General features: G+C 71.5%; 13 protein-coding genes. 3 read left to right on the plus strand and 10 right to left on the minus strand.

The genetic code is table 11. The annotated features are described in order from the left end of the window. Position 1 precedes the first annotated feature (1 nt). A complete protein-coding gene (gene xdhB, locus AC5P1C_RS11290) occupies positions 2-2,449 on the minus strand; it encodes a xanthine dehydrogenase molybdopterin binding subunit (RefSeq protein ID WP_493865603.1) in 2,448 nt (815 codons plus the stop codon). Further along, a complete protein-coding gene (locus AC5P1C_RS11295) occupies positions 2,446-3,927 on the minus strand; it encodes a xanthine dehydrogenase small subunit (protein ID WP_493865604.1) in 1,482 nt (493 codons plus the stop codon). Before AC5P1C_RS11295 ends, xdhB begins: the two co-directional genes overlap by 4 nt. Positions 3,928-4,474: 547 nt before the next feature. Here AC5P1C_RS11295 and AC5P1C_RS11300 point away from each other — a divergent pair. Further along, a complete protein-coding gene (locus AC5P1C_RS11300) occupies positions 4,475-5,629 on the plus strand; it encodes a serine hydrolase domain-containing protein (protein ID WP_493865605.1) in 1,155 nt (384 codons plus the stop codon). 32 nt (positions 5,630-5,661) lie between these two features. Here the strand turns inward: AC5P1C_RS11300 and AC5P1C_RS11305 are convergent, their stop codons facing one another. The 5 genes from AC5P1C_RS11305 to AC5P1C_RS11325 form a co-directional block, all read right to left on the minus strand. Then, a complete protein-coding gene (locus tag AC5P1C_RS11305; protein WP_493865606.1) occupies positions 5,662-7,311 on the minus strand; it encodes a PucR family transcriptional regulator in 1,650 nt (549 codons plus the stop codon). A 98-nt stretch (positions 7,312-7,409) separates the two neighbouring features. Then, positions 7,410-8,516, minus strand: a complete 1,107-nt coding sequence (gene menC / locus AC5P1C_RS11310; protein ID WP_493865607.1) for an o-succinylbenzoate synthase — start codon at positions 8,514-8,516, stop codon at positions 7,410-7,412. Beyond that, positions 8,513-9,433, minus strand: a complete 921-nt coding sequence (locus tag AC5P1C_RS11315) for a GNAT family N-acetyltransferase (protein ID WP_493865608.1) — start codon at positions 9,431-9,433, stop codon at positions 8,513-8,515. Before AC5P1C_RS11315 ends, menC begins: the two co-directional genes overlap by 4 nt. Continuing rightward, a complete protein-coding gene (locus tag AC5P1C_RS11320; RefSeq protein ID WP_493865609.1) occupies positions 9,430-10,584 on the minus strand; it encodes a M20/M25/M40 family metallo-hydrolase in 1,155 nt (384 codons plus the stop codon). Before AC5P1C_RS11320 ends, AC5P1C_RS11315 begins: the two co-directional genes overlap by 4 nt. Before the next feature lie 76 nt (positions 10,585-10,660). Further along, positions 10,661-13,990, minus strand: a complete 3,330-nt coding sequence (locus AC5P1C_RS11325; RefSeq protein WP_493865610.1) for an LpqB family beta-propeller domain-containing protein — start codon at positions 13,988-13,990, stop codon at positions 10,661-10,663. A gap of 580 nt (positions 13,991-14,570) precedes the next feature. Here AC5P1C_RS11325 and AC5P1C_RS11330 point away from each other — a divergent pair. After that, positions 14,571-14,960, plus strand: coding sequence for a hypothetical protein (locus tag AC5P1C_RS11330; RefSeq protein ID WP_493865611.1), 390 nt, complete (start codon positions 14,571-14,573; stop codon positions 14,958-14,960). A 232-nt stretch (positions 14,961-15,192) separates the two neighbouring features. Then, positions 15,193-17,580, plus strand: coding sequence for a SpoIIE family protein phosphatase (locus AC5P1C_RS11335; protein ID WP_493865612.1), 2,388 nt, complete (start codon positions 15,193-15,195; stop codon positions 17,578-17,580). A 44-nt stretch (positions 17,581-17,624) separates the two neighbouring features. On the opposite strand, the gene AC5P1C_RS11340 is transcribed toward AC5P1C_RS11335, so the two are convergent. The 3 genes from AC5P1C_RS11340 to AC5P1C_RS11350 form a co-directional block, all read right to left on the minus strand. After that, positions 17,625-18,452: an aldo/keto reductase gene (locus tag AC5P1C_RS11340; RefSeq protein WP_493865613.1), complete on the minus strand. Its 828-nt coding sequence runs from the start codon at positions 18,450-18,452 to the stop codon at positions 17,625-17,627. A 94-nt stretch (positions 18,453-18,546) separates the two neighbouring features. Further along, complete coding sequence (locus tag AC5P1C_RS11345; RefSeq protein ID WP_493865614.1) at positions 18,547-20,049, minus strand: glycosyltransferase family protein; 1,503 nt, start codon at positions 20,047-20,049, stop codon at positions 18,547-18,549. A gap of 376 nt (positions 20,050-20,425) precedes the next feature. Beyond that, the gene (locus tag AC5P1C_RS11350) at positions 20,426-23,707 is read right to left on the minus strand and encodes a family 78 glycoside hydrolase catalytic domain (protein WP_493865615.1); all 3,282 of its coding nucleotides are present in this window, start codon (positions 23,705-23,707) and stop codon (positions 20,426-20,428) included. Positions 23,708-23,774 lie beyond the last annotated feature (67 nt).

Genomic DNA, 23,774 nt, shown 5'->3' on the forward strand with positions numbered 1-23,774 from the left:
GTCAGGCACCGCTCAACGCTTCCGCGTCGGTACGGTTCTCGCCGCCCGCGGCAAGGCCGTTCGGGGTGTCACCGTTCCGGGAGGCATCGTTCCGGGAGGCATCGGAGGAAGCGGAGGAGCAGCCGCCCTGCCGAGCAGCCTGGATCGCCCAGAACACCGCCTCCGGCGTCGCGGGCGATGCCAGTTCGACGCCGACCCCGCCCGGCCCGAACGCGGCGGCGGCCTGCCGCAGCGCCTCGCGCACCGAGAAGGCCAGCATCAGCGGAGGCTCACCCACGGCCTTGGACCCGTACACCGCACCCTCTTCGGAGGCGTTCTCCAGGAGCGTGACGTTGAACTCCTCGGGCATCTCCGAGAAGCTCGGCAGCTTGTACGTGCTCGCCGCCTGGGTCAGCAGCCGACCGCGGTTCGGGCCGTCCGTGGCGTCCCAGCGCATGTCCTCGAGGGTCAGCCAGCCCGCGCCCTGCACGAAGCCGCCCTCGACCTGGCCGATGTCGATCATCGGGGAGAGGCTGTCGCCGACGTCGTGCACGATGTCCACCCGCCGGATGCGGTACGCGCCGGTGAAGCCGTCCACCTCCACCTCGGCCGCTGCGGCGCCGTACGAGAAATACTTGAACGGCGATCCCGTGAACGACTTCGCGTCCCAGTGCAGCCCCTCGGTCCGGTAGTAACCGGCCGCCGACAGCTGCACGCGCTGGAAGTACGCGGTACGCACCAGCTCGTCCCAGGCCAGCTCCTGGTCGCTGTCCAGGGTGCGCGCGACGCCCTCGACGACGCGTACGTCCGATGCGTTCGCCCCCAGCTGGGTGGCGGCCACCTGCAGCAGCCGCTCGCGCAACTGCTCGCAGGCGTTCTTCACCGCCGCACCGTTGAGATCCGCCCCGGCGCTGGCCGCGGTGGCGGAGGTGTTGGGCACCTTGTCGGTACGCGTCGGGGCAAGCCGCACCTTGTGCAGCGGGATGCCCAGCGTGGTCGCGGCCACCTGCAGCATCTTGGTGTGCAGGCCCTGGCCCATCTCGGTGCCGCCGTGGTTGATCAGGACCGAGCCGTCCTTGTAGATCAGCACCAGCGCGCCGGCCTGGTTGAAGGCGGTGAGGTTGAACGAGATGCCGAACTTGACGCCGGTGAGCGCGAGGGCCCGCTTGGTGTGCGGATGCGCGGCGTTGAAGGCGGCGATCTCGCCCCTGCGATCGGCGATTCCGCCGTTCTCGCGCACCTTCTCCCAGACGGCGGAGATCCGTTCGGGCTGGCCGACCGGCTGTCCGTACGGCGTCGTCTGGCCCTGGCGGTAGAAGTTGCACTCCCGCAACTCCATCGCGTCCAGGCCGAGCTCCGGCGCGCACCGGCCCATGATGTCCTCGATCACCAGCATGCCCTGCGGTCCGCCGAAGCCGCGGAACGCGGTGTTGGAGACCTTGTTGGTCTTGGCGATGCGACCGGCGATGCGCGCGTTGGGGATCCAGTACGTGTTGTCGATGTGGCACAGCGCGCGAGCCACCACCGGCTCGGACAGGTCCAGGCTCCAGCCGCCGTCCGCGGTCAGGGTGGCGTCCAGTGCCTGGATGCGGCCGTCGGCGTCGAAGCCGATCTTCCATGCGGCGTGGAATCCGTGCCGCTTGCCGGACATGGTCAGGTCCTGGGTCCGGTTGAGCCGCAGCCGCACCGGCCGTCCGGTCAGCTTGGCGCCGAGCGCGGCGACGGCCGCGAAGCCGTGCGGCTGCATCTCCTTGCCGCCGAAGCCGCCGCCCATCCGCAGGCACTGCACGGTCACCTCGTGGCTGTGCAGACCGAGCACATGCGCGACGATCTCCTGGGTCTCCGAAGGGTGCTGGGTGCTGCTCTGCACGAACACCTGCTCCGCCTCGTCGACTTGGGCGAGCGCCGCGTGCGTCTCGAGGTAGAAGTGCTCCTGGTCGGAGAACTGGAACTCACCCGTGAACACGTGCGCGGAGTCGGCGAACCCGGCGTCCACGTCACCGGCCAGCATCACGGGACGAGCACCGTGGAAACTCTCGGCCGCGATCGCGTCCTGCAGCGTGATCAGGGAGGGCTGTTCGTCGAGTTCCACCTCGACGGCCGCCGCACCGAGCCGTGCCGCCTCCAGGGTCTCGCCGAGCACCCAGGCGACCGCGTGGCCGTGGAACATGACCTCGTCGGGAAACAGCGGCTCGTCGTGCTTCATCCCGGCATCGTTGACGCCCGGCACGTCGGCGCCGGTCAGCACACGTATCACGCCGGGCACGGCGAGCGCGGGCTCGGTGTGCAGTGCGGTGATCCTGCCGCAGGCCTTCATGACCTGGACCGGGTAGGCGTGCAGCACGTCCTTGGTGCGCTGGACCAGGTCGTCGGTGTAGAGCGCGGCGCCGGTGACGTGCTGGACGGCGCTCTCATGCGGCATCGAGACGCCGACGACGGGCTTCTCGGGGCGCTTTGACAAATGGCTCATGAGGAAACCGCCTCAGTGGTCTGCGCGTACAACTTCAGCAGGCTCTGGCCGAGCATCGCGGAACGGTAGCGGGCGCTGGCGCGATGATCGTCCATCGGCGTGCCCTCGGCCCGCAGCACCCGGGCCGCCTCCTCCACAGTCTGCGCCGACCACGGCCTGCCCTCCAGGGCCGCCTCGGTGGCGAGGGAGCGGATCGGGGTGGCGGCCACGCCGCCCAGACCGATGCGCGCCTTGCGTACGACCCCGTCCGCGATGTCGAGCGCGAACGCGACCGCCACGCTGGAGATGTCGTCGAAGCGCCGCTTGGCGATCTTGTGGAAGGCCGTGACCGGCGACAGCGGCAGCGGGACGCGCACCGCGCGGATCAACTCGCCGGTCCTGCGCACGCTTTGCCGGTAACCGGTGAAGTACTCCGCCAGCGGGACCACCCGCTCACCGTCGGCGTCGGCGAGCACCACCGACGCGTCGAGCGCGAGCAGGACGGGCGGGCTGTCGCCGATGGGCGAGCCGGTCCCCAGGTTGCCGCCGATGGTCGCGCCGTTGCGGATGAGCCGGGAGGCGAACTGCGGGAACAGCTCCGCGAGGAGCGGGACTTCGCCGTCGAGGCGGCGTTCGATCTCGGTGAGCGTCAGCGCTGCCCCGATCTCGATGGAGTCGGATTCGACCCGCAGCTCCCGCAGTTCGGGCAGCCGGTCGATGGCGACCACGCAATCAGCCCGGCGGGAGCGGATGTTCACCTCGACGCCCCAGTCGGTGGACCCGGCGACCACCACCGCGTCGGGCCGCTCGCGCAGCAGCCGCAGCGTCTCGTCCAGGGTGCTCCTGCGCAGGAACGTGCTGCCGTTCTGGGCGTATTCCGTGGCGACGGGTGCGGGCGGGGGCAGCTCCCGGCGCTGCGCCAGCGGATCCTCGCCCGTGGGCGTACCGACGGCGAACGCGGCATCGCGGATCGGGCGGTATCCGGTGCAGCGGCACAGGTTTCCGCTCAGTGCGTGCAGATCAAAACCGTTCGGACCGTGCTCTGCGTCGGCGCCTTCGGCCGCGTCGGTGGTGTCGGCGGAGTCCGCGTGTGCGCAGCGGTCGGGGCGGTAGTACTCGGCCGCCATGCTGCAGATGAATCCCGGTGTGCAGTAACCGCATTGGGATCCGCCGCGTACCGCCATCTCCTCCTGCACCGGGTGCAGGACCGGCCGCGTGCCGGGTTCGCCTGCGGTCGCGAGCCCCTCGGAGGTGATGATCTCCTGGCCGTCGAGCGCCGCGGCCGGAACCAGGCAGGCGTTGACCGCCACCCAGTCGGTGGGCTTGTTCACGCCGGGACGGGCCACCAGGACCGAACAGGCGCCGCATTCACCCTCGGCGCAGCCCTCCTTGGTGCCCGTGAGACCGCACCCGCGCAGGAAGTCCAGCGCCGTGGTGTGGGGTGCGGCGGGTGAGATCGGTGTTTCTCTGCCGTTGACCGTGATCCGCGCAGCTGTCATGACATGTCTTCATTTCGGTGCGAGACGGGTGCATGCATCATGTTCGCCAATTTCAGGCAACTTTCTGTGTTCAGACGCGCCCTGCGAGAGGAGCGGGCGCAGCACGGCACGCAAGAGCGACGTACCGGAAGGGGGTGGCGGGGAACCCGGAATGTGCCGCGTACGGGCACATCAGAACCGCGTGTTCAGCAGCCGTGCGCGATACGACCCGGAACCCAGACCGTGCACTGGGCGAGGCGACCGAGATCAGAGCTGGTGTACATCCGCTGGTCGCCTCCTTTCGGGCGTCATGGGTCGGCGTGACTACCGGAAGCTAATGGCTGGGGCCACGCAGGTCAAGGGGCCCCCGCGCGCCAGCGGCGCCCGCCACACCGCGAGAAGCGGTTCGTTCCCCCCGATGAGCGTCCCGCCCCGCGTTGTCTCCCCACGACGAAGCCTCGACCCTTCCGCCTGCCCTAGCTTCCGGACATCACCGGTTCGAAAGGCAACCTCTGTGCCACACGGTGCGGCCGTTGCCACTGATCGCAGCAACCGAAAGGGGCAGTAGATGGCAACGCGCACAGTACGCGGCAGCGCGGTGGGTCTGGTGACAGCGGCGGCCCTGACCGCCGCTTCGTTCACCTCACCCGCGGCGGCCGACGCAGGCACGGGACATCAGCGGACCCAGGCGGCCATGGACGCGGCGGTGAGGAGCGGGGTGCCCGGAGTCACCGGGCAGGTCAAGGACGGATACTCGCTCTGGACGGGCACTTCGGGCGTCGGGGACCGCGGGACGGGCGAGCCGCGCTCGGCGTTCGACCGCTACCGCATCGGCAGCATGACCAAGACCTTCGTCGCCACCGTGCTGCTCCAACTGGAGGCCGAGGGCAGACTCGACCTGGACGACACGGTCGACACGTGGCTGCCCGGCGTGGTCCAGGGGAACGGCAACGACGGCCGCCGGACGACGGTGCGCCAACTGCTCAACCACACCAGCGGGATACCGAGTTACACCTCCGACCCGGAGTTCCTGGAGCGGGGCTTCACCGAGAAGTTCCTGGAGCACCGCTACGACACGTACACACCGGGGCAGTTGGTGGGCATCGCCATGCGCTACGAGCCGCTCTTCGAGCCGGGCACGGCCTGGAGTTACTCGAACACCAACTACACCTTGGCCGGCATGGTCATCGAGAAGGTCTCGGGCCGCCCCTACGAGGACGAGATCAAGCGGCGCATCATCCAGCCGCTCGGCCTGTACGCCACGTCCGTCCCCCGCACCGCGTCGTCGCTGCCGGAGCCGAGTTCCCGTGCGTACTCCAAGCTCTCCCTGACGCCGCAGCCGACCGGTCCGGTCCACGACGTCACCGATCTCAATCCGTCGGCCGCGGGTTCGGCGGGCGCGATGATCTCCGAATCCGGTGACGTGAACCGCTTCTACTCGGCCCTCCTCGGCGGCAAGTTGCTGCCCGCGGCGCAACTCAAGGACATGAAGACCACCGTCCCGGTCAGCGGGGCCGGCCTGATCACGGGCTACGGTCTGGGGCTGATGAAGTTCGAGCCGTCCTGCGGCGTTCCGGTCTGGGGCCACGGCGGCAACATCCAGGGGTCGGCGTCCCAGGCCGTGACCACGGCGGACGGCAAGCACTCGCTGGCCTTCAACTTCAACGGCGACTGGGCGGGTGACAGCCAGGCGGTCATCGAGGCGGAGTACTGCCCGGAGTAGATCTGCCTTCCCGGACATGTCGGCGCGCCGACTCAGCGCGCCGACATGTCCGGGCGGCGCAGCAGGCGCAGCTGCAGCATCAGCGCGAAGCGGACGTCGGGGTCGGTGAGGTCGGCCTCGGCGACCTCGGTGGCGCGGCGCAGGCGGTAGCGGAAGGTGTTCTGGTGGACGTACATCGCGTCGGCCGCCGCCGGGACCTCGCCGAAGGCGTTGAGCCATGCGCGGAGCGTGTCGACCAGTGGGGCGTCGTGCTCCTTGTCGTAGGCGAGCAGCCGCGCCAAGGGGCCGGTCGGCGGGTCGCCTCGCTCGGCGGCGAGGTCGGCGAGATCCAGCAGGAGCGCTTCGACGTGGACGTCCGAGATCCGGGCGAGCCGGCGAGGGCCTCCGTTGGCGCGCAGGACGCGCAGCGCGCGGTCGGCTCCTTCGCGGGAACGGGCCAGTGCGCTGCCGTCCCGGGCCGCGGGGCCGATGCCGATCAGCGGGGTCAGCCGGTCACCGATGCGCGTGAGGAAGTCGCCCGCGGTGCGGGCCGCCCTCTCCTCCGCGTCCGCCGGGTTCAGCGGTACAGGGAGGATCCCGTAGGCGACATCGCCGACGAGTGCCGTGGCGGCGCGGGCGTGGATCGCGGAGAGGTGCACGGCGAAGGCGTCGGCCAGGCGCTGGCGTTCGGCCGTGTGCTGGGCGTGCAGGTCGGTCGATCCTGTCAGCTCGGGCGGGTCCGGCACGGCCAGGGCGAGGACGACGCCTGCGTGGTCCGCCAGGCCGAGCCGGCCGAGGGCCTCCGCCGCGCCCGATCCGCCTTCCAGGGCGGTGGAGACCAGGTCGGCACGGAGGCGGCGCTCGACGTCGGCGCCTGCCCGCAGGCGCAGCAGGTGCAGGGCCACCAGTTTCGCCGCGTCGTGCAGCGCCTGACCGCGCTGCGCACTGAGCGGGGTCCGGACGACGGCCCAGATGGACCCGAGGAATTCGTCTCCGGCGCGCACGGCGATCGCGACACGCGGGATGTGGAATCCGTCGGTCTCGGGTGGCGCGATGTGGACCGGCTGATCGCTGCGGTAGAGGGCGCGGAAGACCCCGCGGTCCTCGAGGAAGCGCGTGAAGCGTTCGGGGACCTGCCGGCCGAGGACGGTCTCCACGCGGGAGGGGTCGGCCTCGTCCTGGCGGCCGGAGAAGGCCAGGACGCGGGAGCTGCGGTCCTCGATGGTGATGGGGGCGTCAAGGAGCGCGGCCACGGCATTGGCCAGGGCGAACAGATCGCCGGAGGGGGTGCCGCCCAGCGTCTGCGGGCCCGCCTCGCCGACGTCGCCGTCCGCCAGCAGTGAGCGCAGCAGCGCGGCGAGCTGGGCCCACGACGCGCCGCGGGTCAGCGCGAGCAGCACCACCCCGGATCTCTCCGCCGCGGTGATGACCGCCGGGTCGGCCGGTGCCGGGGCGCGGACCACCAGGGCCGCGGCCCCGGCCTCGCCGAGGGCGGTGAGCAGCCGGGCTGTCTCGTCCGTCCCGTGGATGCTGATGCCGAGCACCAACGCCTGGCGGGGCAGCACCGGTTCGTCCAGCGGATCGTGGATGACCACTCCGCCGATCCCGTCCGCCGTGTCCGGGTCGCCGCACACGAGATCGAGCAGGGTGGTGCCGAGGTCTTCCATGACCCGCCTGAGGCCGGCCCGCGGCTGTGTGTTCACGGTGCCCCTTCCGTCGTCCCCGGACAGTGCTCGCGGCCACCGTTCGTCGGTGTGGACGGAATTGTGGGCTGTTTTCGTCGGTCACTACAAGGGTCCCGTCACAGAGGGATCCACTCCGTGTCGACGGTGACCTCCTCCAGGGCGTCGGGGATCGGCACGACACCGAGGCCGGGGCCGTCGGGGACCGGGAGGTGGCCGTCGGCCAGCACGAACGGCTCGGTGATGTCGGTGCGGTAGTAGCGGTCGGATGCGGAGGTGTCGCCGGGCAGCGTGAAACCCGGCAGCGCGGCGAGAGCGACGTTCGCCGCCCGGCCGAGGCCGGTCTCCAGCATGCCGCCGCACCAGACCGGCACGCCGTGCGCGACGCACACGTCGTGGATACGGCGGGCCTCCAGATAGCCGCCGACCCGGCCGGGCTTGATGTTCACGATGCTGCACGCGCCCAGGGTGATCGCCGCGGCGGCGGCGCGGGCGGAGGTGATCGACTCGTCCAGGCAGACCGGTGTGGCAAGGGACTTGGCCAGCTGCGCATGGCCGATGAGGTCTTCCTCCTCCAACGGCTGCTCGATCAACAGCAGTCCGTACGGGTCGAGTTGGGCCAAGTGCCGGGCATCGGCGAGGGTGTAGGCGGTGTTGGCGTCGACCTGGAGCAGCAGGTCATCGCCGAAGTGCTCGCGTACCGCACGGACCGGCTCGACGTCCCAGCCGGGCTCGATCTTGAGCTTGATGCGCCGATAGCCCTCGTCGAGGTAGCCGGCCACCGCTTCGAGCAGCTCCGGCACGGAGCCCATGATGCCGACGGACACCCCGCACGGCACGCGCTCGTGGACGGCACCCAGCGCTCGCGCCAACGGCACGCCGCGGGCGCGCAGTTCGGCGTCGAGGACCGCCATCTCCAAGGCCGCCTTCGCCATCCGGTGGCCGTTGAACGGTGCCAGGGCCGGAGCGACACCGGCCGCGTCGAGGCGCGGGTGGCGGCCGAGGGCGGGGACGAGGAATCGGCGCAGTACGTCGGCGCAGCCGGCCGCGTACTCCGATGAGTACAGCGGGTCGACCATCGCCACGCACTCGCCCCAGCCCTCCGCGTCGGCGCTCACCGCGCGCAGCACCAGCGCCGTGCGCTCCGTCAGCGTGGCGAACGAGGTGCGGAAGGGGGCCACCAACGGCAGCCGGATCCGGCGTACTTCTACTCCGGTGAGCTTCACTGTGTGTCCTTGTCCACGAGGAGGTACCAGCCGGCGCGGTCGAATCCCGTCACCCGCCAGCCGTCGGCGAGGAGCCCGCCGAGTGCGTCGCGCACGGCGGCGCGCCAGGACGCCGCGGACCCCGCGTCGCCGCGGCGCAGTCGCTCGATGTCCTGGGGCACGGCGAGCAGCGTCCGAGGCCCGGTGACGGGGTGGGTCCGCGGCCGGCCGTCGGCGGTCGCGCTCAGGGCGACGGATGCGCCGCGCACCCGTTCGGCCCCCGCGTCAGTGGCCCGGTGGTGGCCGCGGCAGGCCGCGGCGATCTCGGGGGCGGCCAACTGCCACTCCACCAGGAGGCGGTCGGTGTCGTCCGCGCCGTTGATGCCGTCGTTCATGCGGCCGTAGAAGTTGGGCAAGTACTGCGCGGGCCGGGCGGCCAGCTTGCCGATGTTGAAGTAGGCGTTGCGCCGCACCAGCGGATCGAAGGTCCACGACACCTGGGCGGCGCCCCGCTGCAGCGCCCAGGAGCGCTGGTGCGCCTTGAGGGCGAAGCCGACGCTGCGGCCACGCATCCGGGCCGATACGCCGGCGATGTGGCTGTGCAGGGCGCCGTCGGGCGGTGGGCCGAAGAACCCGATGCAGGCGCCGACCAGTTCGCCGCCCTCCTCCGCTCCGTCGAAGGCTGCCGTAACGTAGCTGCCGGCCTTGTCCATCGCACGCAGCAGTTCGGGGGTCGCAAGTGCGTTCTCGCCGCCGGGTTTCCAGATGCCTTCGAAGAGGCGGCAGGCCGCCTCCAGATCCGCGAGGGCGCTGATCGGCCGCACATGGCAGCCGGCCTCGTACGCCGCGGCACCGGCCGCGGTCAGCGCATCGGCCGCGATCCGATGGCCGGGATCGGGATCGGGCGCGAGCGGAGGGGCGGCGGACCTGTCCGTCATCGGGCACTCCCGCCGGTCGCCGCCGCGTCACTGTCGCGCGCCGAGTGTGGGGCGGCGGCGAGAAGGTCGCCGACAAGTGCCGCCAACAGCGCTGTACGACGCGGGAGTTCAGCGACGACCACGTGCTCGTCGGCGGCGTGTGCGCCGCCGCCGACGGCGCCGAGACCGTCCAGGGTCGGGATGCCCACACCGGCGGTGAAGTTGCCGTCCGACGCTCCTCCCACCGCGGCGGCGGTGAGTTCGCCGATGCCGAGGTCCACGGCCAGTTGCCGGGCACGGCGGTAGAGGGCGTCCGACGCGGCGTGCGGCAGGGGCGGACGGTTGGGGCCGCCGGTCACGTCCACCGTCGCACCGTCGAGCACGGGCCGCAGCCCTCGCAGAGCGGTGTCCACGCGGGCCTGTTCCTCGGCGTCGCGTACGCGGACGTCGACGGAGAACCGCCCGTGGGCCGGGACGGTGTTGGTGGTGGTTCCGGCGGTGAGGACGGTCGGGGTGACCGTCGTACCGGCTTCGGTGTCACAGAGCGCGGCCACCGCGAGCATCTGGTGGGCGGTCTCGATTCCGGCGTTCACACCGCGGTGCGGCTCCAGGCCCGCGTGGGCGGCCCGTCCTTCGACTCGTACCTCGTACAGGGAGACTCCTTTGCGTTCCGTCTTCAGCGCTCCGCCGTCTGCGGAGGCCTCCAGGACCAGCGCCGCGGCGCAGCCCGCCGCCTCGGACTCGATCAGCTCCCGCGACGACGGCGAGCCGAGCTCTTCGTCGCCGGTGATCAACAGGGTCAGGCCATTCATGGCGCCGGTGCCGGAGCCAAGGGCGGCGAGCGCGGCGACGGCATGGAAGGCCATGACGAGTCCGGCCTTCATGTCGAAGCAGCCGGGCCCACGCAGCACGCCGTCGTGGACCGTGAACGGGTGGGTGGCCGATGAGCCGATGGGCCACACCGTGTCGTGATGGCCGAGGAGCAGGACGCGCCGCGGGCCGCTGCCCAGGCGCCAACGCAGATGCGTACGGCCGTCCAGGGTGAGCAGGTCCGGCCCGGCGCCCAGGTGCTGTGCGCCGATGGTGGCGACCGCCTCGGCGCTGCGGGCCACGGCGGCGAGGTCGGCCGACGGGGACTCGGTGCGCACCAGGCGCCCGATGTCGTCGATCATGGCAGGCAGTGCGTCCTCGAACCGAGCGACGCACAAAGGGCCTTGAGGTATCCGGATGTCGTGCTGCCGCTTCACGTCAGGACACCTTCGGGGTAGCGCGGACGCCGAAGTGCAGATACGGCTCACCGCTGGGGAGTGCGTAGAAGGTCACGGGGGTCCATGACCGGCTGCCGGGCAGCCGGACGACGAAGAGGTCGTCCGACACGGGTACGAGGTCGGCCTCCTGCACCGTCTCGGGCACGAGATCGGCCAGCGGCCCGGTCACCGTCTGCCGCAGCCGTGGCCCGTCGACGCCCTGAAGGATCTCGATGCGCGCACCGGCCCGTTCGTACCGCCCCAGATGGCGGGCGGCATCCACCGGCACGGGCTCGGCCGGCGGCTGGAGCGGTCGCTGCGTGGTGACCCCGGCCAACTCGGCGAAGATCTCCCGGAACAGATCCAGGTACAGGTCCTGGGTGCCCCCGCCGTTGGTGAGCAGGGTGACGGCGAGATCCTGCTCGGGCAGCAGGCGCAGGAACGCCGACTGGCCGATGGTGTTGCCGTCGTGTCCGAGGACCTGGTGGCCGCCCCAGTCGAAGCGGATCCAGCCGAGGCCCCAGGAGTCGCCGAGCGAGTGCACGTCCGGCAGGTCGACCTGCTTTTCGGTCATCGCGCGTGCGGCCTGCCGCGACAGGACGCGGGTGCCGTCCGCGGTGCTGCCACCGGCCAGGTGCATCCGGGCGAAGGCCAGCACGTCGGCGGCCGTCGCGGTGATCAGTCCGGCCGGTCCGACGGAGCGGGGCAGGCCCCAGGCGGGGACCGGCCGCGGGTCCTGATCGCCCTGGGCGTCATGTCCCATCGCGGTACGGAAGCGCAACGCGTCCTCCGGCAGCGTGACGGTGTGCGCGAGCCCCAGGGGGGAGCACAGCCGCTCCTTGAGGGCGCTGTCCCAGCTCATGCCCGTGAGCTTCTCGACGATCCGGCCGGCGAGCACGAAGCCCGAGTTGCAGTACGAGAACGTCGCCCCCGGCGGATGGATCTGTGCCGCCGTGCCCAACTGGTCCACGTAGCCCTCAAGGCAGTCGTCCCCGCGTCCGGTGTCGGTGAAGACGTCGCCGTCGATGCCGCTGGTGTGCGTGAGGAGATGCCGGACGGTCACCCGCTTCGCCGTGCCCGGGTCGGAGAGCCGCAGCTCCGGCAGGACATCGGAGAGGGGGGCGTCGAGGTCGAGCTTCCCCTCGTCGGCCAACTGCATGATCAGGGTGGCGGTCCACACCTTCGTGAGGGACCCGATCTGGAAGAGCGAGTCCTCGCTCGCCGTCACACCGGTGTCCTTGTTGAGCACACCGCAGGAGGCCAGGGCGAGTTCGTCGCCGCGGGCTATGCCCAGGACCGCGCCCGGCACCCGGTGCCGGGCCGCCAGCTCGGCGAGGCGTCGATTCCAGTGCCCGACATCCAGTGGGACGCTCGCCCGGCGTCCGGACCCACCTGCATGACGCTCCACCCAGTCGACGATGCGGCGGGAGAGGTCGGCCCGGTGCGAGGGCGGTCCGTCGAGCAGGAACAGATGCGAACCGCCCGGGTAGAGCACGAGGCGGGTGGGCACGCCCCGCAGCCTCAGCGCGGTGAACCACTGCTCGGCCTGCCCCACCGGACAGAGCTCGTCGGCCGCCCCGTGCACCACCAGCGTCGGCGTACGAACGTGCTCCACGCGGGAGTACGGAGAGAGTTCGGCGTACAGCTCGCGGTTCTCCCAGGGCGGTCCGCCCAACTCGCTTGCCGCGAGCGGGTGCGCCTCGTCGCTGGTGCCGCACATGCTCGTGAGGTCGCTGACCACGCCTCCGGCGACGGCGGCGGCGAACCGGTTGTCACGGCTGGTCAGATAGCAGGTCATATAGCCGCCGTAGCTGTATCCGGCGACGGCCAACCGCATTGGGTCGGTGACCTGTTCGGCGACCAGGGTGTCGAGCGGTTCGAGGAGGTCCGGCGCGTCGGCCGTGCCCCACGCTCCGCGTGCGGCGGTGAAGAACGCCTCGCCGTAGCCGTCGCTGCCACGGGGGTTGAGCAGCAGCACCGACCAGCCGCGTGCCACAAGGACCTGGTGGTACGGATGGAAGGGGTCGGCCGCCGCGTTCCAGGCGTTGTGCGGACCACCGTGGACGTCGAGCAGCAGCGGCGCGGGGCCGGTGGCGGCGGGGTCGCGCAGCAGCCACCCCTGCACCGTGGTGCCGTCCGAGATGGTGAACTCCCGCTCCTGCGGCGCGAAAAGCTCCACACCGGCCAGGTCCGCCCCGTGCCGGGTGAGCACCTGCTCGCGGCCGGTGGACACCTCGACGGTCGCGATCTCGCCGTACGAGGTGGGGGTCGCAAGGACGAGGACCGCGGTGTCTCCGACGGCGGACAGGCCGGAGACGACGCGTCCCGCGCCGCCGACCAGCGCGCGGGGCCCGCCGCCGTCGGCGCTCATCGCGTACAGGTGGGTGCAGCCGTGCTCCCGCAGACAGAACAGCACGCTGCGGCCGTCGGCGGCGGGTTGGGGCAGGGCACCCGGGTAGCCGGAGCCGCCGGGCATCACGTTCCGGTCCAGTCCGGCGGTGAGGTCGACCGGTGCGCCTCCGTCCAGCGGGACGCGCAGCACGCTCGCATGCCCGAGGGACGTGTCCTCGCGACCCACGACCAGCAGGGCGTCGCCGTCGGCGGTCCAGTTGACGGCGAGCGCGGTGCCCTCACCGGTCCCGACCCGCCGCGGCTCGGCACCAGAGGTCAGAGTGTCCACGACGTACGCCTCGGACCGCAGCGTCAGGTCGGCGTCGGAGCCGCGTGCCGTGCAGAAGGCGAGGCTGCGCCCGTCCGGCGACCAGGCCGGGCTGCCCGCGTGCCAGTCGCCGTGGGTGATCTGCCGGGTCTCGCGGCCGCCGAGAGCCAGGATGTGCAGGTGGGAGCGGATCGTGCCCAGCAGTCCCTGCCCGTCCGCCTTGTGGCCGAGCCGGTCCGCCACCACGGGGGCCGGCACCGTTCCGGGAGCCGCGGTACTCGGGCTGCTGTCGACCGGGGCCGGGAAGGCGATCGCGGTGCCGTCCGGGTTCCACACCGGCGCCCCCGCGCCTGCCGGAAGGTTCGTGACCCGCTCGGGCTCGCCTCCCTCGGCGGGCAGCAGCCACAGCTGGGACGGTCCGTCGCCGCCGCGCAGGAACGCGATCCACCGGCCGTCCGGAGACCAGGCCGGCGCGGTGTCGGCGTGGCCGCGGGTGAGCCGCCGCGCCGCTCCCCCGCCGGTCGGCACCGTCCACAACGCGCGCTCCTCGCGGTCGTGTTCGCGATCGGCGGTACGCAGCACGTAGGCGATGCGCGTGCCGTCCGGGGACAGGGCCGGCTGCTCCGGCAGCGCGATGGCGTAGAGGTCGTCGATGGCCAGGCGTCGCGTCACGGTGTGCTGTCTCCTCGGGGACGGGGTGGAGGGAACGGCGGTGCGGCACAGGTCGCGTCCGGCGTGGGCCCGGCGGCATGTGGGCCTGTGGGGCCCCAGCTCCGAGCGTCCGAACCGGTGATATCCGGAAGGTAGGCCAAGGGACCCGGCCGACTCTTCGTCCTTCGCGACAAGGCAGAGCGGGCCGGTTCGTCGCGGCCGATGAACCGGGGCGGGGCTGTCGGCGCGGTCCTACGGGCGCGGGCAAGCGGGCCTACCGGCGCGGGCAAGGGGGAAGCGGTATGCACATCCGGCCCCATGACACACGGTCAGGCCATGGCGTCCGGTGTCCGCAGCGTGAGATGCCGTTGCTGGGGCGGCCGCTCCGTGCCAACATCCGGGCCATGCTTCGTCAGCTCATTATCAGCTGCGGCGTGCCGGCACCGAGGTGACCTGGAGGCGACCCCTCCCAGGTGGCTCACCGCCCGCACGCAGACCTCTCGCATTCCGCGAGGGGTCTTTTTGCTTTCGCCCTCCACGCAATCGGACTCACCCGGCCGGCCGACCAGGACGCCGGCCGACAAGACAAGGAACCACCGCCATGACGACAGACGAGTCCCACGCCCTCGCCACGCCCCTACGCCGGCACGCCCACGGGCGCGACACCCCTGGAGGCGACGCCCACGGACGCGACACGCACGGAGGCGACACGCGCACACACCACCGCCCCCAGGCGGGGCACGCCGGAAGCCCACTCCTCCGGTTCACGGTGACGCTCCGCGACAGCCGCGAGGCGCTCGGCCGGATCGTCTCCGCGCTGCGTCCGGTGCCGGTGCGGGAGCTGACCTACGCGGTTCGTGCCCCTGCCCGCGCCACCGCCGAGGTCGTGGTGTCGTCGCCGGACGCCGACCGGGCGCGGAGACGTCTCCATCGGCTTGTGGACGTCCTTGCCGTCGTCGAGTCGGACGCCGACGCGACTTCGGCGCGCTGACAGCCGCCCCTTTCCGGACGTGCCGGCCGCGGCTAAGAGCCGACCTCGTGGGGCCATTCGCCGTAAGCTCGCGTACTCCGCCTGATCCTCTTCATCGGTGCTGGTCAACGCCTCGGGTAGGAAAATGGGGGCGGGCCGGTACGGAGGGCGGGCCGGTCCTTGCCGCGCCGCGGTTGTGCCCGCCCGGGGGACGGCGGATTCTGTAGGGGATGAACGGGGCTGATGTGGCGCCATGACGGCATCGAACGCGGAGCAAAATGCTGACTTTCGTGGCCCCCTCGACATCACCAGGGCGGCCACGGTGGTGGTCGACGCCCAGGACACCGTCGTCGGATGGAGCCCGGCGGCGGAGCGGCTCCTGGGCTACCGGTCGCCGGAGATCGTCGGCCGGCCACTGGCCACGTTCCTGGCGCCCGGCTCGACACCCCCCGTGCTCCCTCTCCCGCACCGGCCGGGGAACGAGATCCGCGTCGCCCGGCACCGTGACGGGCACGAGCTGATCGTCGCCACCGAGACGTGTCCCCTGCCGGGCGCCGGCCCGGCGGGGCGCATTCTCGTGGCGACGGAGCTGAACGATCTCCGGCTGTGGGAATCCCGCCTCGCCCTGCTGCACGGGCTTGCCACCCAGTCACCCGTCGGCCTGGCCATCTACGACACCGACCTCCACCTGGCCTGGTGCAACGCGGCGTACGAACAGGAGATGGGGCAGCCGTTCGCCGAGTTCCGCGGCTCTCGGCCCGACTATCTGTACTCCGAGGGGAAATTCGTCACCAAGGGGCACCCGCCCACCCTCGACGGGGTCATGCAGCACGTCCTGGACACCGGAGAGTCCTTCCTGGACCTGCATTTCCAGGGCCGCCCGCCCAGCGACCCGGAGACGGACCACCTCTGGTCCTGCGCCTACTACCGGCTCCAGGACGCCGAAGGAAACGTACTGGGGGTGTGCGAGGACGCCTTCGACATCACCGATCGCTACAAGGCCCAGCGGCGCCTCGCCCTGCTCGTCGAAGCGGGCCGCGGCATCGGCACCGCCCTCGACGTGACGGCCACCGCCGAGAAGATCACCGAGGTGGCGGTGCCGGAATTCGCCGCCACGGTGACGGTCGACCTCGCGCGGGCCGTGCTGGAGGGCGAAGTGCCGGCCACCAGCGGCTCGGCGGCGATGTCCCTGGTCCGGGTCGCCCGCTGCTCGGCCGACGAAGCCGACCAGGTGAAGCCGGGACAGCAGCCTCCTCCCCCGCCGCTCGTGAACCACTCGCCGGTGGAGTACCCGTCCGGTTCGCCGCAGGACCGCAGCCTCTCCTCCGGCGGACTCGTGGTCGACGACGCGACCATCGTCGTGCCGCTGCGGGCCGGGAACAGCACGCTGGGACTCGTCACCTTCACGCGCACCGGTTCCGCCGCCTTCGACAGCGGCGAGGTGGAACTGGCCGACGAGCTGGTCGCCCGTACGGCCGTGTCCGTCGACAACGCACGCCGCTTCACCCGCGAGCGCACGGCTTCCCTGGCCCTCCAGCGCCAATTGCTGCCGCAGCACCTGCCGGAACGGTCGGCGGTCGACATGGCCTACCGCTACCTGCCCACGGACGACCTGACAGGGGTCGGTGGCGACTGGTTCGACGTCATCCCGCTGTCCGGAACGCGGGTCGGACTCGTGGTCGGGGACGTGGTCGGCCACGGCCTGCAGGCGGCCGCCACCATGGGACGGCTGCGTACGACCGTGCGCGCGTTCGCCCAGATGGACATGGACCCCGTCGAGCTCCTGTCACGGCTCGACGACCTGGTGGCGCAGTCGGCGGAGGAGCAGCGGGGCGAACCAGGAGCGTCCGACGGCGCCTACGCCGATGTGACGACCGGTGCGACCTGTCTCTACGCGGTCTACGACCCCGTCTCGCGGCGCTGCGTCATGGCCAGGGCCGGGCACCTGCCGCCCGCGGTCGTCGATCCGGACGGCCGGCTCTCCTTCCCGGAGCTTCCGGCAGGACCGCCCCTGGGCCTGGGCGGTCTGCCGTTCGAGTCGCTGGAGATCGAGCTGCCGGTGGGCAGCCTGCTCGCTCTCTTCACCGACGGCCTGGTCGAGGCCCGTGACCGCGACATCGATCACGGACTCGACACCCTGGGACGTGTACTGAGCGACCGGCACGCCTCACTCGACGAGCTGTGCGACCGGGCGGTGGCGGAACTCCTGCCGAGCGGCCCGGCGGCCGACGACACCGCCCTGCTGCTCATCCGCACCCGCGAACTCGACACGTCCCAGGTCACCGAATGGGAGCTGCCCGCGGAACCGGTCGCCGCGGGCCGCGCCCGCGAGCTGGCCACCCAGCAGTTGCACGACTGGGGCCTGGAAGAACTGTCGTTCGCGACCGAACTCGTCGTCAGTGAGCTGGTGACCAACGCGGTCAGGTACGCCGAAGGGCCCATCCAGGTCCGCCTCATCCGTGACCGCACCCTCCTGTGCGAGGTCGCGGACCGGGGCCACACCTCACCGCACTTGCGCCACAGCGGCGAGGACGACGAGGGCGGGCGCGGCCTGTTCATCGTCGCGCAGCTCGTCCAGCGGTGGGGAACGCGCTACACCCGCTCCGGCAAGACCATCTGGACCGAACAGGCCTTTCCCTAGCCGCCCGAGTCCCTGGCCGCCCGAGTCCCTGACCGCCCGAGTCCCTAGCCGTTGAAGCGATCCGGGTCGGGGCCCGTCCGCTCGTCGCGGTTCAGTGCGGAGATCTCACCGAGATCACCCTCGCCGAGTTCGAAGTCGAAGACGTCGAAGTTCTCCTCGATGCGCTTGCGGGTCGCCGACTTGGGGAAGACGACGTCGCCGCGCTGGATGTGCCAGCGCAGCGTGACCTGGGCGGGCGTCTTGCCCACGCGCTGCGCGATGCGGTTGATGGTGGGGTCGTCGAGCACCTTGCCCTTGGCGATGGGCGACCAGGCCTCGGTGGCGATGTCGTGCTCCGCGCCGAAGGCCCTGACGTCGTCCTGAGTGAGGTAGGGGTGCACCTCGATCTGGTTGACCGCGGGCACCACGTCGCTGCCTTGCAGCAGCCGGCGCAGGTGGTGGGGCTGGAAGTTGGAGACGCCGATGGCCTTGGCCCGGCCGGAGCGGTAGACCTCCTCCAGGGCCTTCCAGGTCTCCACGAAGTCGCCCTTGCCCGGCAGCGGCCAGTGGATGAGGAAGAGGTCCAGGTAGTCGAGGCCGAGGTCCTTCAGGGAGCGGTCGAACGCCTCCAGGGCGTCGTCGTGCGCATGGGCGTCGTTGTTGAGCTTGCTCGTCACGAAGATGTCGGCGCGGTCGAGACCGCAGTCGCGCACCGCCTCGCCGACCTCCCTCTCGTTGCCGTAGAGCTGAGCCGTGTCGATGTGCCGGTAGCCGGCTTCCAGCGCGGCCAGCGTCGTCTCGCGGGTCGCCGCCGGCTCGATCTGATAGGTGCCGAAGCCGAGCTGAGGGATCTGCACTGCGTTGTTGAGGGTGATGGCGGGTACTGCGTTCACGGTGGCTCTCCTTGTACTGCTGGGTACTGCTGGTCTCGCGTGCAGAGGGGTGCCTGAAGGGACGGCTCTCCGTTCACTCGGCGGCAAAACCTCGTCATCCCTGCCCCGCTCTCGTCGCCGGGGCCACATGGATGCTCAGGTCGCCGAACCGGTGGGCCGGCCAGCCGCGCGCGTACCCCGGAGGCCCGTCCTTCACCGTGGCGAGGGTCGCCGTCGGTGTCCGCTGCGCCGTACGCATCAGGTCAGCCCGGGTGGTGCTGGTGTTGTGCCCCTGCGTCTGGGCGGAGGAGCACCCGGCATAGAAGGCGATCGGCAGCGCCTCGTGCCCGGTGACCACGCACGGCGGCCGTACGCCGAGGCGGTGGAGCTCGGATGCCGTGCGCGCCCAGCCCTTGCGGGAGGCGGTGGAGCGGTCAACGGCGTCCTCAAGGACCGCGTACTGCACCGCCAGATGGCCGCCGAGGGCGAGCGCTACCAGCGTCACCGTCACCGGCCGCCACGCCTGTCGCCCGGCGGTGACCAGGTGGACGAGGGCGTCGGCAACCGGGATGGCGAGCAGCGCGTAGAACGGCAGCAGGAAGCGCGGCGCCGCGTAGCCGATCATGAACAGGTATGGGATGCCCGCCGTCGTGGCGCAGACCAGCGGCAGCAGCGTGCCGGCGGTCCGCCGAGCCCTGACCGCGAGGACGAGGCCCAGTGCGGCGAGGAGCGGCAGGGCGAACCACCACGCGATCAGCTCCGGAGCGGGTACCGAACCGGTGCACGGGCGGCACAGCGTCTGGCCGCGCAGGCTGCGCAGCTGGTCGAGGACGGCGACGTTCCAGCCGAGCCCGCCCTGGATCAGGGAGGCGTCGGCGAGGCGCGCGCCCAGACCCCCGAAACTGATGTACGCCTCGGCCACCCAGGCGGCGCCACCTGTCCCCAGCCCCGCGACGAGCGCCGCAAGCAACCGCGGTCGGCGCCATCGACGTACGCACACCAGCGCGACGAACAGCGGGAGGACCACCCACACGGCGTCGGTGGGCCGCATCAACGCCATCAGCGCGGCGCTCGCGCCCACGCCCCACAGAGCGGCCCGGTCGCGGCGATCCGCCTGCGCGCGCAGGAAGCAGCCGACACCGGCCAGGGCGCCGAGGGCGACCCAGTAGTTGGGCATGACCTCCGGGCCGTAGAACACGGTCACCCAGAGCGTCGCGAACAGCGCGCCCGCGAGGGCCACCACGCGTGCCGGGAAAAGACCGCGCCAGGCCCGCAACGCCAGGAAGAGGCCCAGGCCGGACAGCAGAGCGAGATAGACGCGCAGCATCGAGGTGGACGACGTCCACGAGGCGATCGGCGCGACCAGCAGGGAGATCCCACGGGAACGGGGTGCGCTGAAGAACGCCGCCGGAGCGTGGCCGCTGACCTGGCTGACGTACACCGCCTCGTCCCAGCCGAGGCCCATCCCGGGTCGCACGAAGGCCAGTTGGGCCAGCGTGAAACCCACGGCCACGGCGGCGAGCCAGCCTCGGCCGCCGGTACGCCGCTGCGGCCTCACGGGCGAGATCGGAGCTCGGTACTCCATTCCGACGAGCGGTACGTTCAAGGTCTTGGCCATCGCCCGCCTTCCTCCTCCACGCTGCAGGGCTCCTCCACGGGCCTACGGGGCGCAGGGCGGAAGCCTAAACCGGTGAAAACCTGGACAAAGTAACCCGGCTTGTGCGAGCGCGCAGGGCGAAGGTCGAGAGGGCGCGACCACACGAGGGGGCATGCCTCGCCGGTCCCGGTGGGGCTCTCGCTGGTAGGGGCCGAATCCGCGGGCCGCTCTCGTCCACCACGACCGGAGACGAGGACAGCGCGGGGACAGGGCCACTTGGGGGCAGCGGCTCCCGCCTCGGCGCGACGAGCACCGAGACGGGAGCGTGACGGGGTGTCAGGAGTCGAGACGGGAGCGTGACAGGTCGTCAGAAGCCGAGCCGGAACGTGACAGACCGTCAGGGGCGCCCGCTGAACCCCCACGTGCCGTGCGGCGCCCGATACACCACGTAGCCCGGTTCGGTGCGCACGTACTCAGTGCCCCGCGGCGCCCGCGCGTCCTTGCGCGACGCGGCCGGCACATGGACCTCCGCCATGGAACCCACCGGCACACGCACCGTCAGACGCACGGTCTCGTCCACCCGCGTCCAGGACACCTCGGCAGGGCCCCGCACGGTGTGGAGCTCCGTCCGCGCCCAGGTGACCCCCGTGCGCGCGTCGGGCCGCACGGTGAACGTCCGGTACCCCTCGTCGCCGGGACGCAGCCCCGCCACGTTCTCGTACAGCCACTGCACGACGGTCCCCTGGAAGTAGTGGTCGCGCGAGCGTGAGTCGAGCGGCCACATCTCCCACATGGTGTCCGCGCCGTTGTCGAACCAGTGGCCCCACCCCGGGTACGTCCGCTGGGTGGCGATGGCGTGGGCCACGTCCGAGTGGCCGTGCGCGCTCAGGCAGCGGAGCAGCACGCTGGTGCCGAGGCAGCCGGTGTTGAGGTGGTTGCCCCGCTTCTCGATGTCCGCGAGGAGCGAGGCCGTGACGCTCGACCGTGCGCCGGGCGGCACCAGGCCGAAGGCCAGCGGGATGCAGTTGTTGGTCTGCCGGTATTCGGGGTCCTTGGCCGTGCGGTAGTGCCCCTCGGGGGCGAGGAACGTCGCGTTGAGGCTCTTCTTCATCTCTTCGGCGGTGCCGAGGAAGCGGCGTCGGACATCGTTGTCACCCGCGATGCGCGCCATCTCCGCCGTGTCGGTGAGCGCCCGGTGCAGATAGGCGGTCGCGGTGAGCCGGGTGTCCTCGGGCGGGTTGCCGCCGTAGCCCGGTGACAGGTAGTCACCGAGGGCCGTCACCGCGAGGCCGTCCTCCAAGCGGTCGATCTCCCAGTCCAAGTACCGGATCAGGGCGGGCAGATGCTCCTCGATGACGCGCTCGTCGCCGTAGACCCGGTACATCTCGCGCACCAGGAACGGATAGACCGTGGTCCACTCGGGGGACGGCCCCAGGTCCCCGTACCCCCAGCCGCCGCTCGGCACGATCACCGGCAGCTGGCCGTCCTTGTTCTGGCTGTCCTGGAGGTCGCCCAGCCACTTGCTCAGGAACCGGTGCATGCCGAGGCCGTACATCATGACGGGCGCGCCGACCTGCGCGTCACCGGTCCAGCCGTTCTTCTCGTACATCGGGGTGTCCGTGGGAATGCCGTGCAGGTTGTTCTGGACCGTGCGCCGCATGGCCTGTTCGAGCCGCTCGTAGAAGGGCTCGGAGCACGTGAAGGTGCCGGTGTCGTCGACGGGTGTGTGGACCAGGCGGCCGAGCACGTCGTCCGGGTCGGGCTTGCCGGGCAGGCCGCTGATCTGCACGTAGCGGAAGCCCTTGTACGAGAAGCGGGGTTCCCACACCTCGTCGGCTCCGCCGCCCGCACAGATGTACTCGTCGGTCTGGAAGCGGCCGGGCACATGGCCCGTCTCGGCGTGCACGCTCCCGTCGTCCTTGAGCTTCTCGCCGTGGGCGAGCCGGACCGTCGTACCGGCCTCGGCCCGCACGCGCAGCCGCGTCCATCCCGCCATGGTGCGCCCCATGTCGACGATCCAGTCGTCGCCGTGCGCCTTCACCGCGACCGGCCGCACCGTGTCGATGACCTCGATCGCGTCGTGGGGCTGCGCGCGCAGCGCTCCCTTCGGGGGATCACGTCGTACGGGCTTCTTCCAGTCGCCGTCGTCGAAGCCCGGGTCGGTCCAGCCGTCGGGGTGCTCGCGGGCATCGTACGTCTCACCGGCATAGAGGGAGTTGGTCCGGGTCGGGCCTTCGGTCATCCGCCATGAGCCGTCCGTGGCGACGGTGGTGCGGGAGCCGTCCGGGTGCTCGATCTCGAGCTGGCCGATGAGCTGCGGCTCGCCGTGCCACGGGGGCTTGTGCCAGTTCCATACGTTGGGTGTGGTCATACCGTAGAAGCCGCGGCCGAGGGTCACACCGATGGCATTGGCACCGCGCCGGATCTGGTCCGTCACGTCGTGCACGGCGTAGAGCACCGTCTCCTCGTAGTCCGTGAATCCCGGGTCGAGGACCTGCCGGCCGATCCGACGGCCGTTGAGGTGGGCCTCGTAGTAGGCCAGACCACTGATGTAGAGGCGGGCGCGCGTCACGGCCTTGCGGACGGTGAACTCGCGGCGCAGCAGCGGTGCGGGCCGTTCGGCCGCCGGGACCTGCGCGTCGCTGCCCCAGGGGCCCTCGCCGAACGGTGCGAGCACCTGCGCTTCGGGCCACCCGCTGTCGTCGAAGTCGGCCCGCTGCCAGCCTGCCTGCTCCGACTCCGCACAGCGCCAGCCATCCCCGGTGTCCAACTCGTGGGCGCCGCCCACGGATTGCACCAGCAGGCGGACGAGCAGGCCACCGGGGTTGACCGAGGCGCTGCCGCGGTTCGTCGCGCGCGCGGCGACCACCACGCGGCGACCCGCTCCCCGTACGCGCTCGGTCACGTCGGCGAGCCGGGCGGTGCGCCAGCCGTCGGTCTGCTCCGGGGCGTGCAGTACTTCCTCACCGTCCAGGAAGAGGGTGAAGTCGTCGTCGGCGGTTGCCACCACCTGGGCGGCGGACACATCGATCCCCTCAGGCAGTTCGAGCACCCCCCGGAACCACCTCGCTCCCGCCGGAGCGTCCTGTGAGGTGGAGCCCGGCGACCAGATCCACGCCGATCCCTCGAAGCCCGGCGCCTTCGGCGGCTCGCCCGCGCCGATCCAGTGCCCCTTCCAGGCGTCCTCGGCCAGCGCCATCTCCCACCAGCGCGAGGTGCTCCAGGCGGAGGCCCGGCCGTCGGCACCCCAGGCCCGTACCTGCCAGTGGTAGCGCGTACGGGGCTTCAACGCGGGCCCGCCGTACGGGACTCCGATGGTGCGCGGGGACGTGACCCGGCCCGAGTCCCACACCACGCGCGATCTCGCCTCGCCCGGAGCAAGCGCGACCCTGACCTGATAGGCGGTCTGCCGTGCGCCGTGGCCGGGCGCCGACAGCTCCCAACTCAGCCTCGGCGCGGCGACGTCCGTGCCGAGGACGGACGTCGCGTACTCGACCGTGGTGCGCTCGACCCTCAACTCCCCCACCTCCTGGGGCACTTCGCGCCGGTCGTCGGCCGCGGCGACGTCCATGCCCTGGCTCAGCGCGAGGACGCCCACTCCGGCGCCGGCCGCTGACGTCCTCAGAAAGGCCCGCCGATCCCACGCGCTGTCGCGCCTCGATTCACGCTCTTCGCTCATCACACGTCCCTTGGATGATGAATCCGAGTGCCCAAGATATGAATGAAACGTTTCATCCACGGCTCGG

Source organism: Streptomyces sp. A18, assembly GCF_059026065.1.

Coding starts and splice junctions, on each gene's coding strand:
- xdhB (WP_493865603.1), bottom strand. CDS start 2,449: ATGAGCCATTTGTCAAAGCGCCCCGAGAAGCCCGTCGTCGGCGTCTCG.
- AC5P1C_RS11335 (WP_493865612.1), top strand. CDS start 15,193: ATGACGGCATCGAACGCGGAGCAAAATGCTGACTTTCGTGGCCCCCTC.
- AC5P1C_RS11320 (WP_493865609.1), bottom strand. CDS start 10,584: ATGATCGACGACATCGGGCGCCTGGTGCGCACCGAGTCCCCGTCGGCC.
- AC5P1C_RS11295 (WP_493865604.1), bottom strand. CDS start 3,927: ATGACAGCTGCGCGGATCACGGTCAACGGCAGAGAAACACCGATCTCA.
- AC5P1C_RS11345 (WP_493865614.1), bottom strand. CDS start 20,049: ATGGCCAAGACCTTGAACGTACCGCTCGTCGGAATGGAGTACCGAGCT.
- AC5P1C_RS11300 (WP_493865605.1), top strand. CDS start 4,475: ATGGCAACGCGCACAGTACGCGGCAGCGCGGTGGGTCTGGTGACAGCG.
- AC5P1C_RS11350 (WP_493865615.1), bottom strand. CDS start 23,707: ATGAGCGAAGAGCGTGAATCGAGGCGCGACAGCGCGTGGGATCGGCGG.
- AC5P1C_RS11330 (WP_493865611.1), top strand. CDS start 14,571: ATGACGACAGACGAGTCCCACGCCCTCGCCACGCCCCTACGCCGGCAC.
- AC5P1C_RS11315 (WP_493865608.1), bottom strand. CDS start 9,433: ATGACGGACAGGTCCGCCGCCCCTCCGCTCGCGCCCGATCCCGATCCC.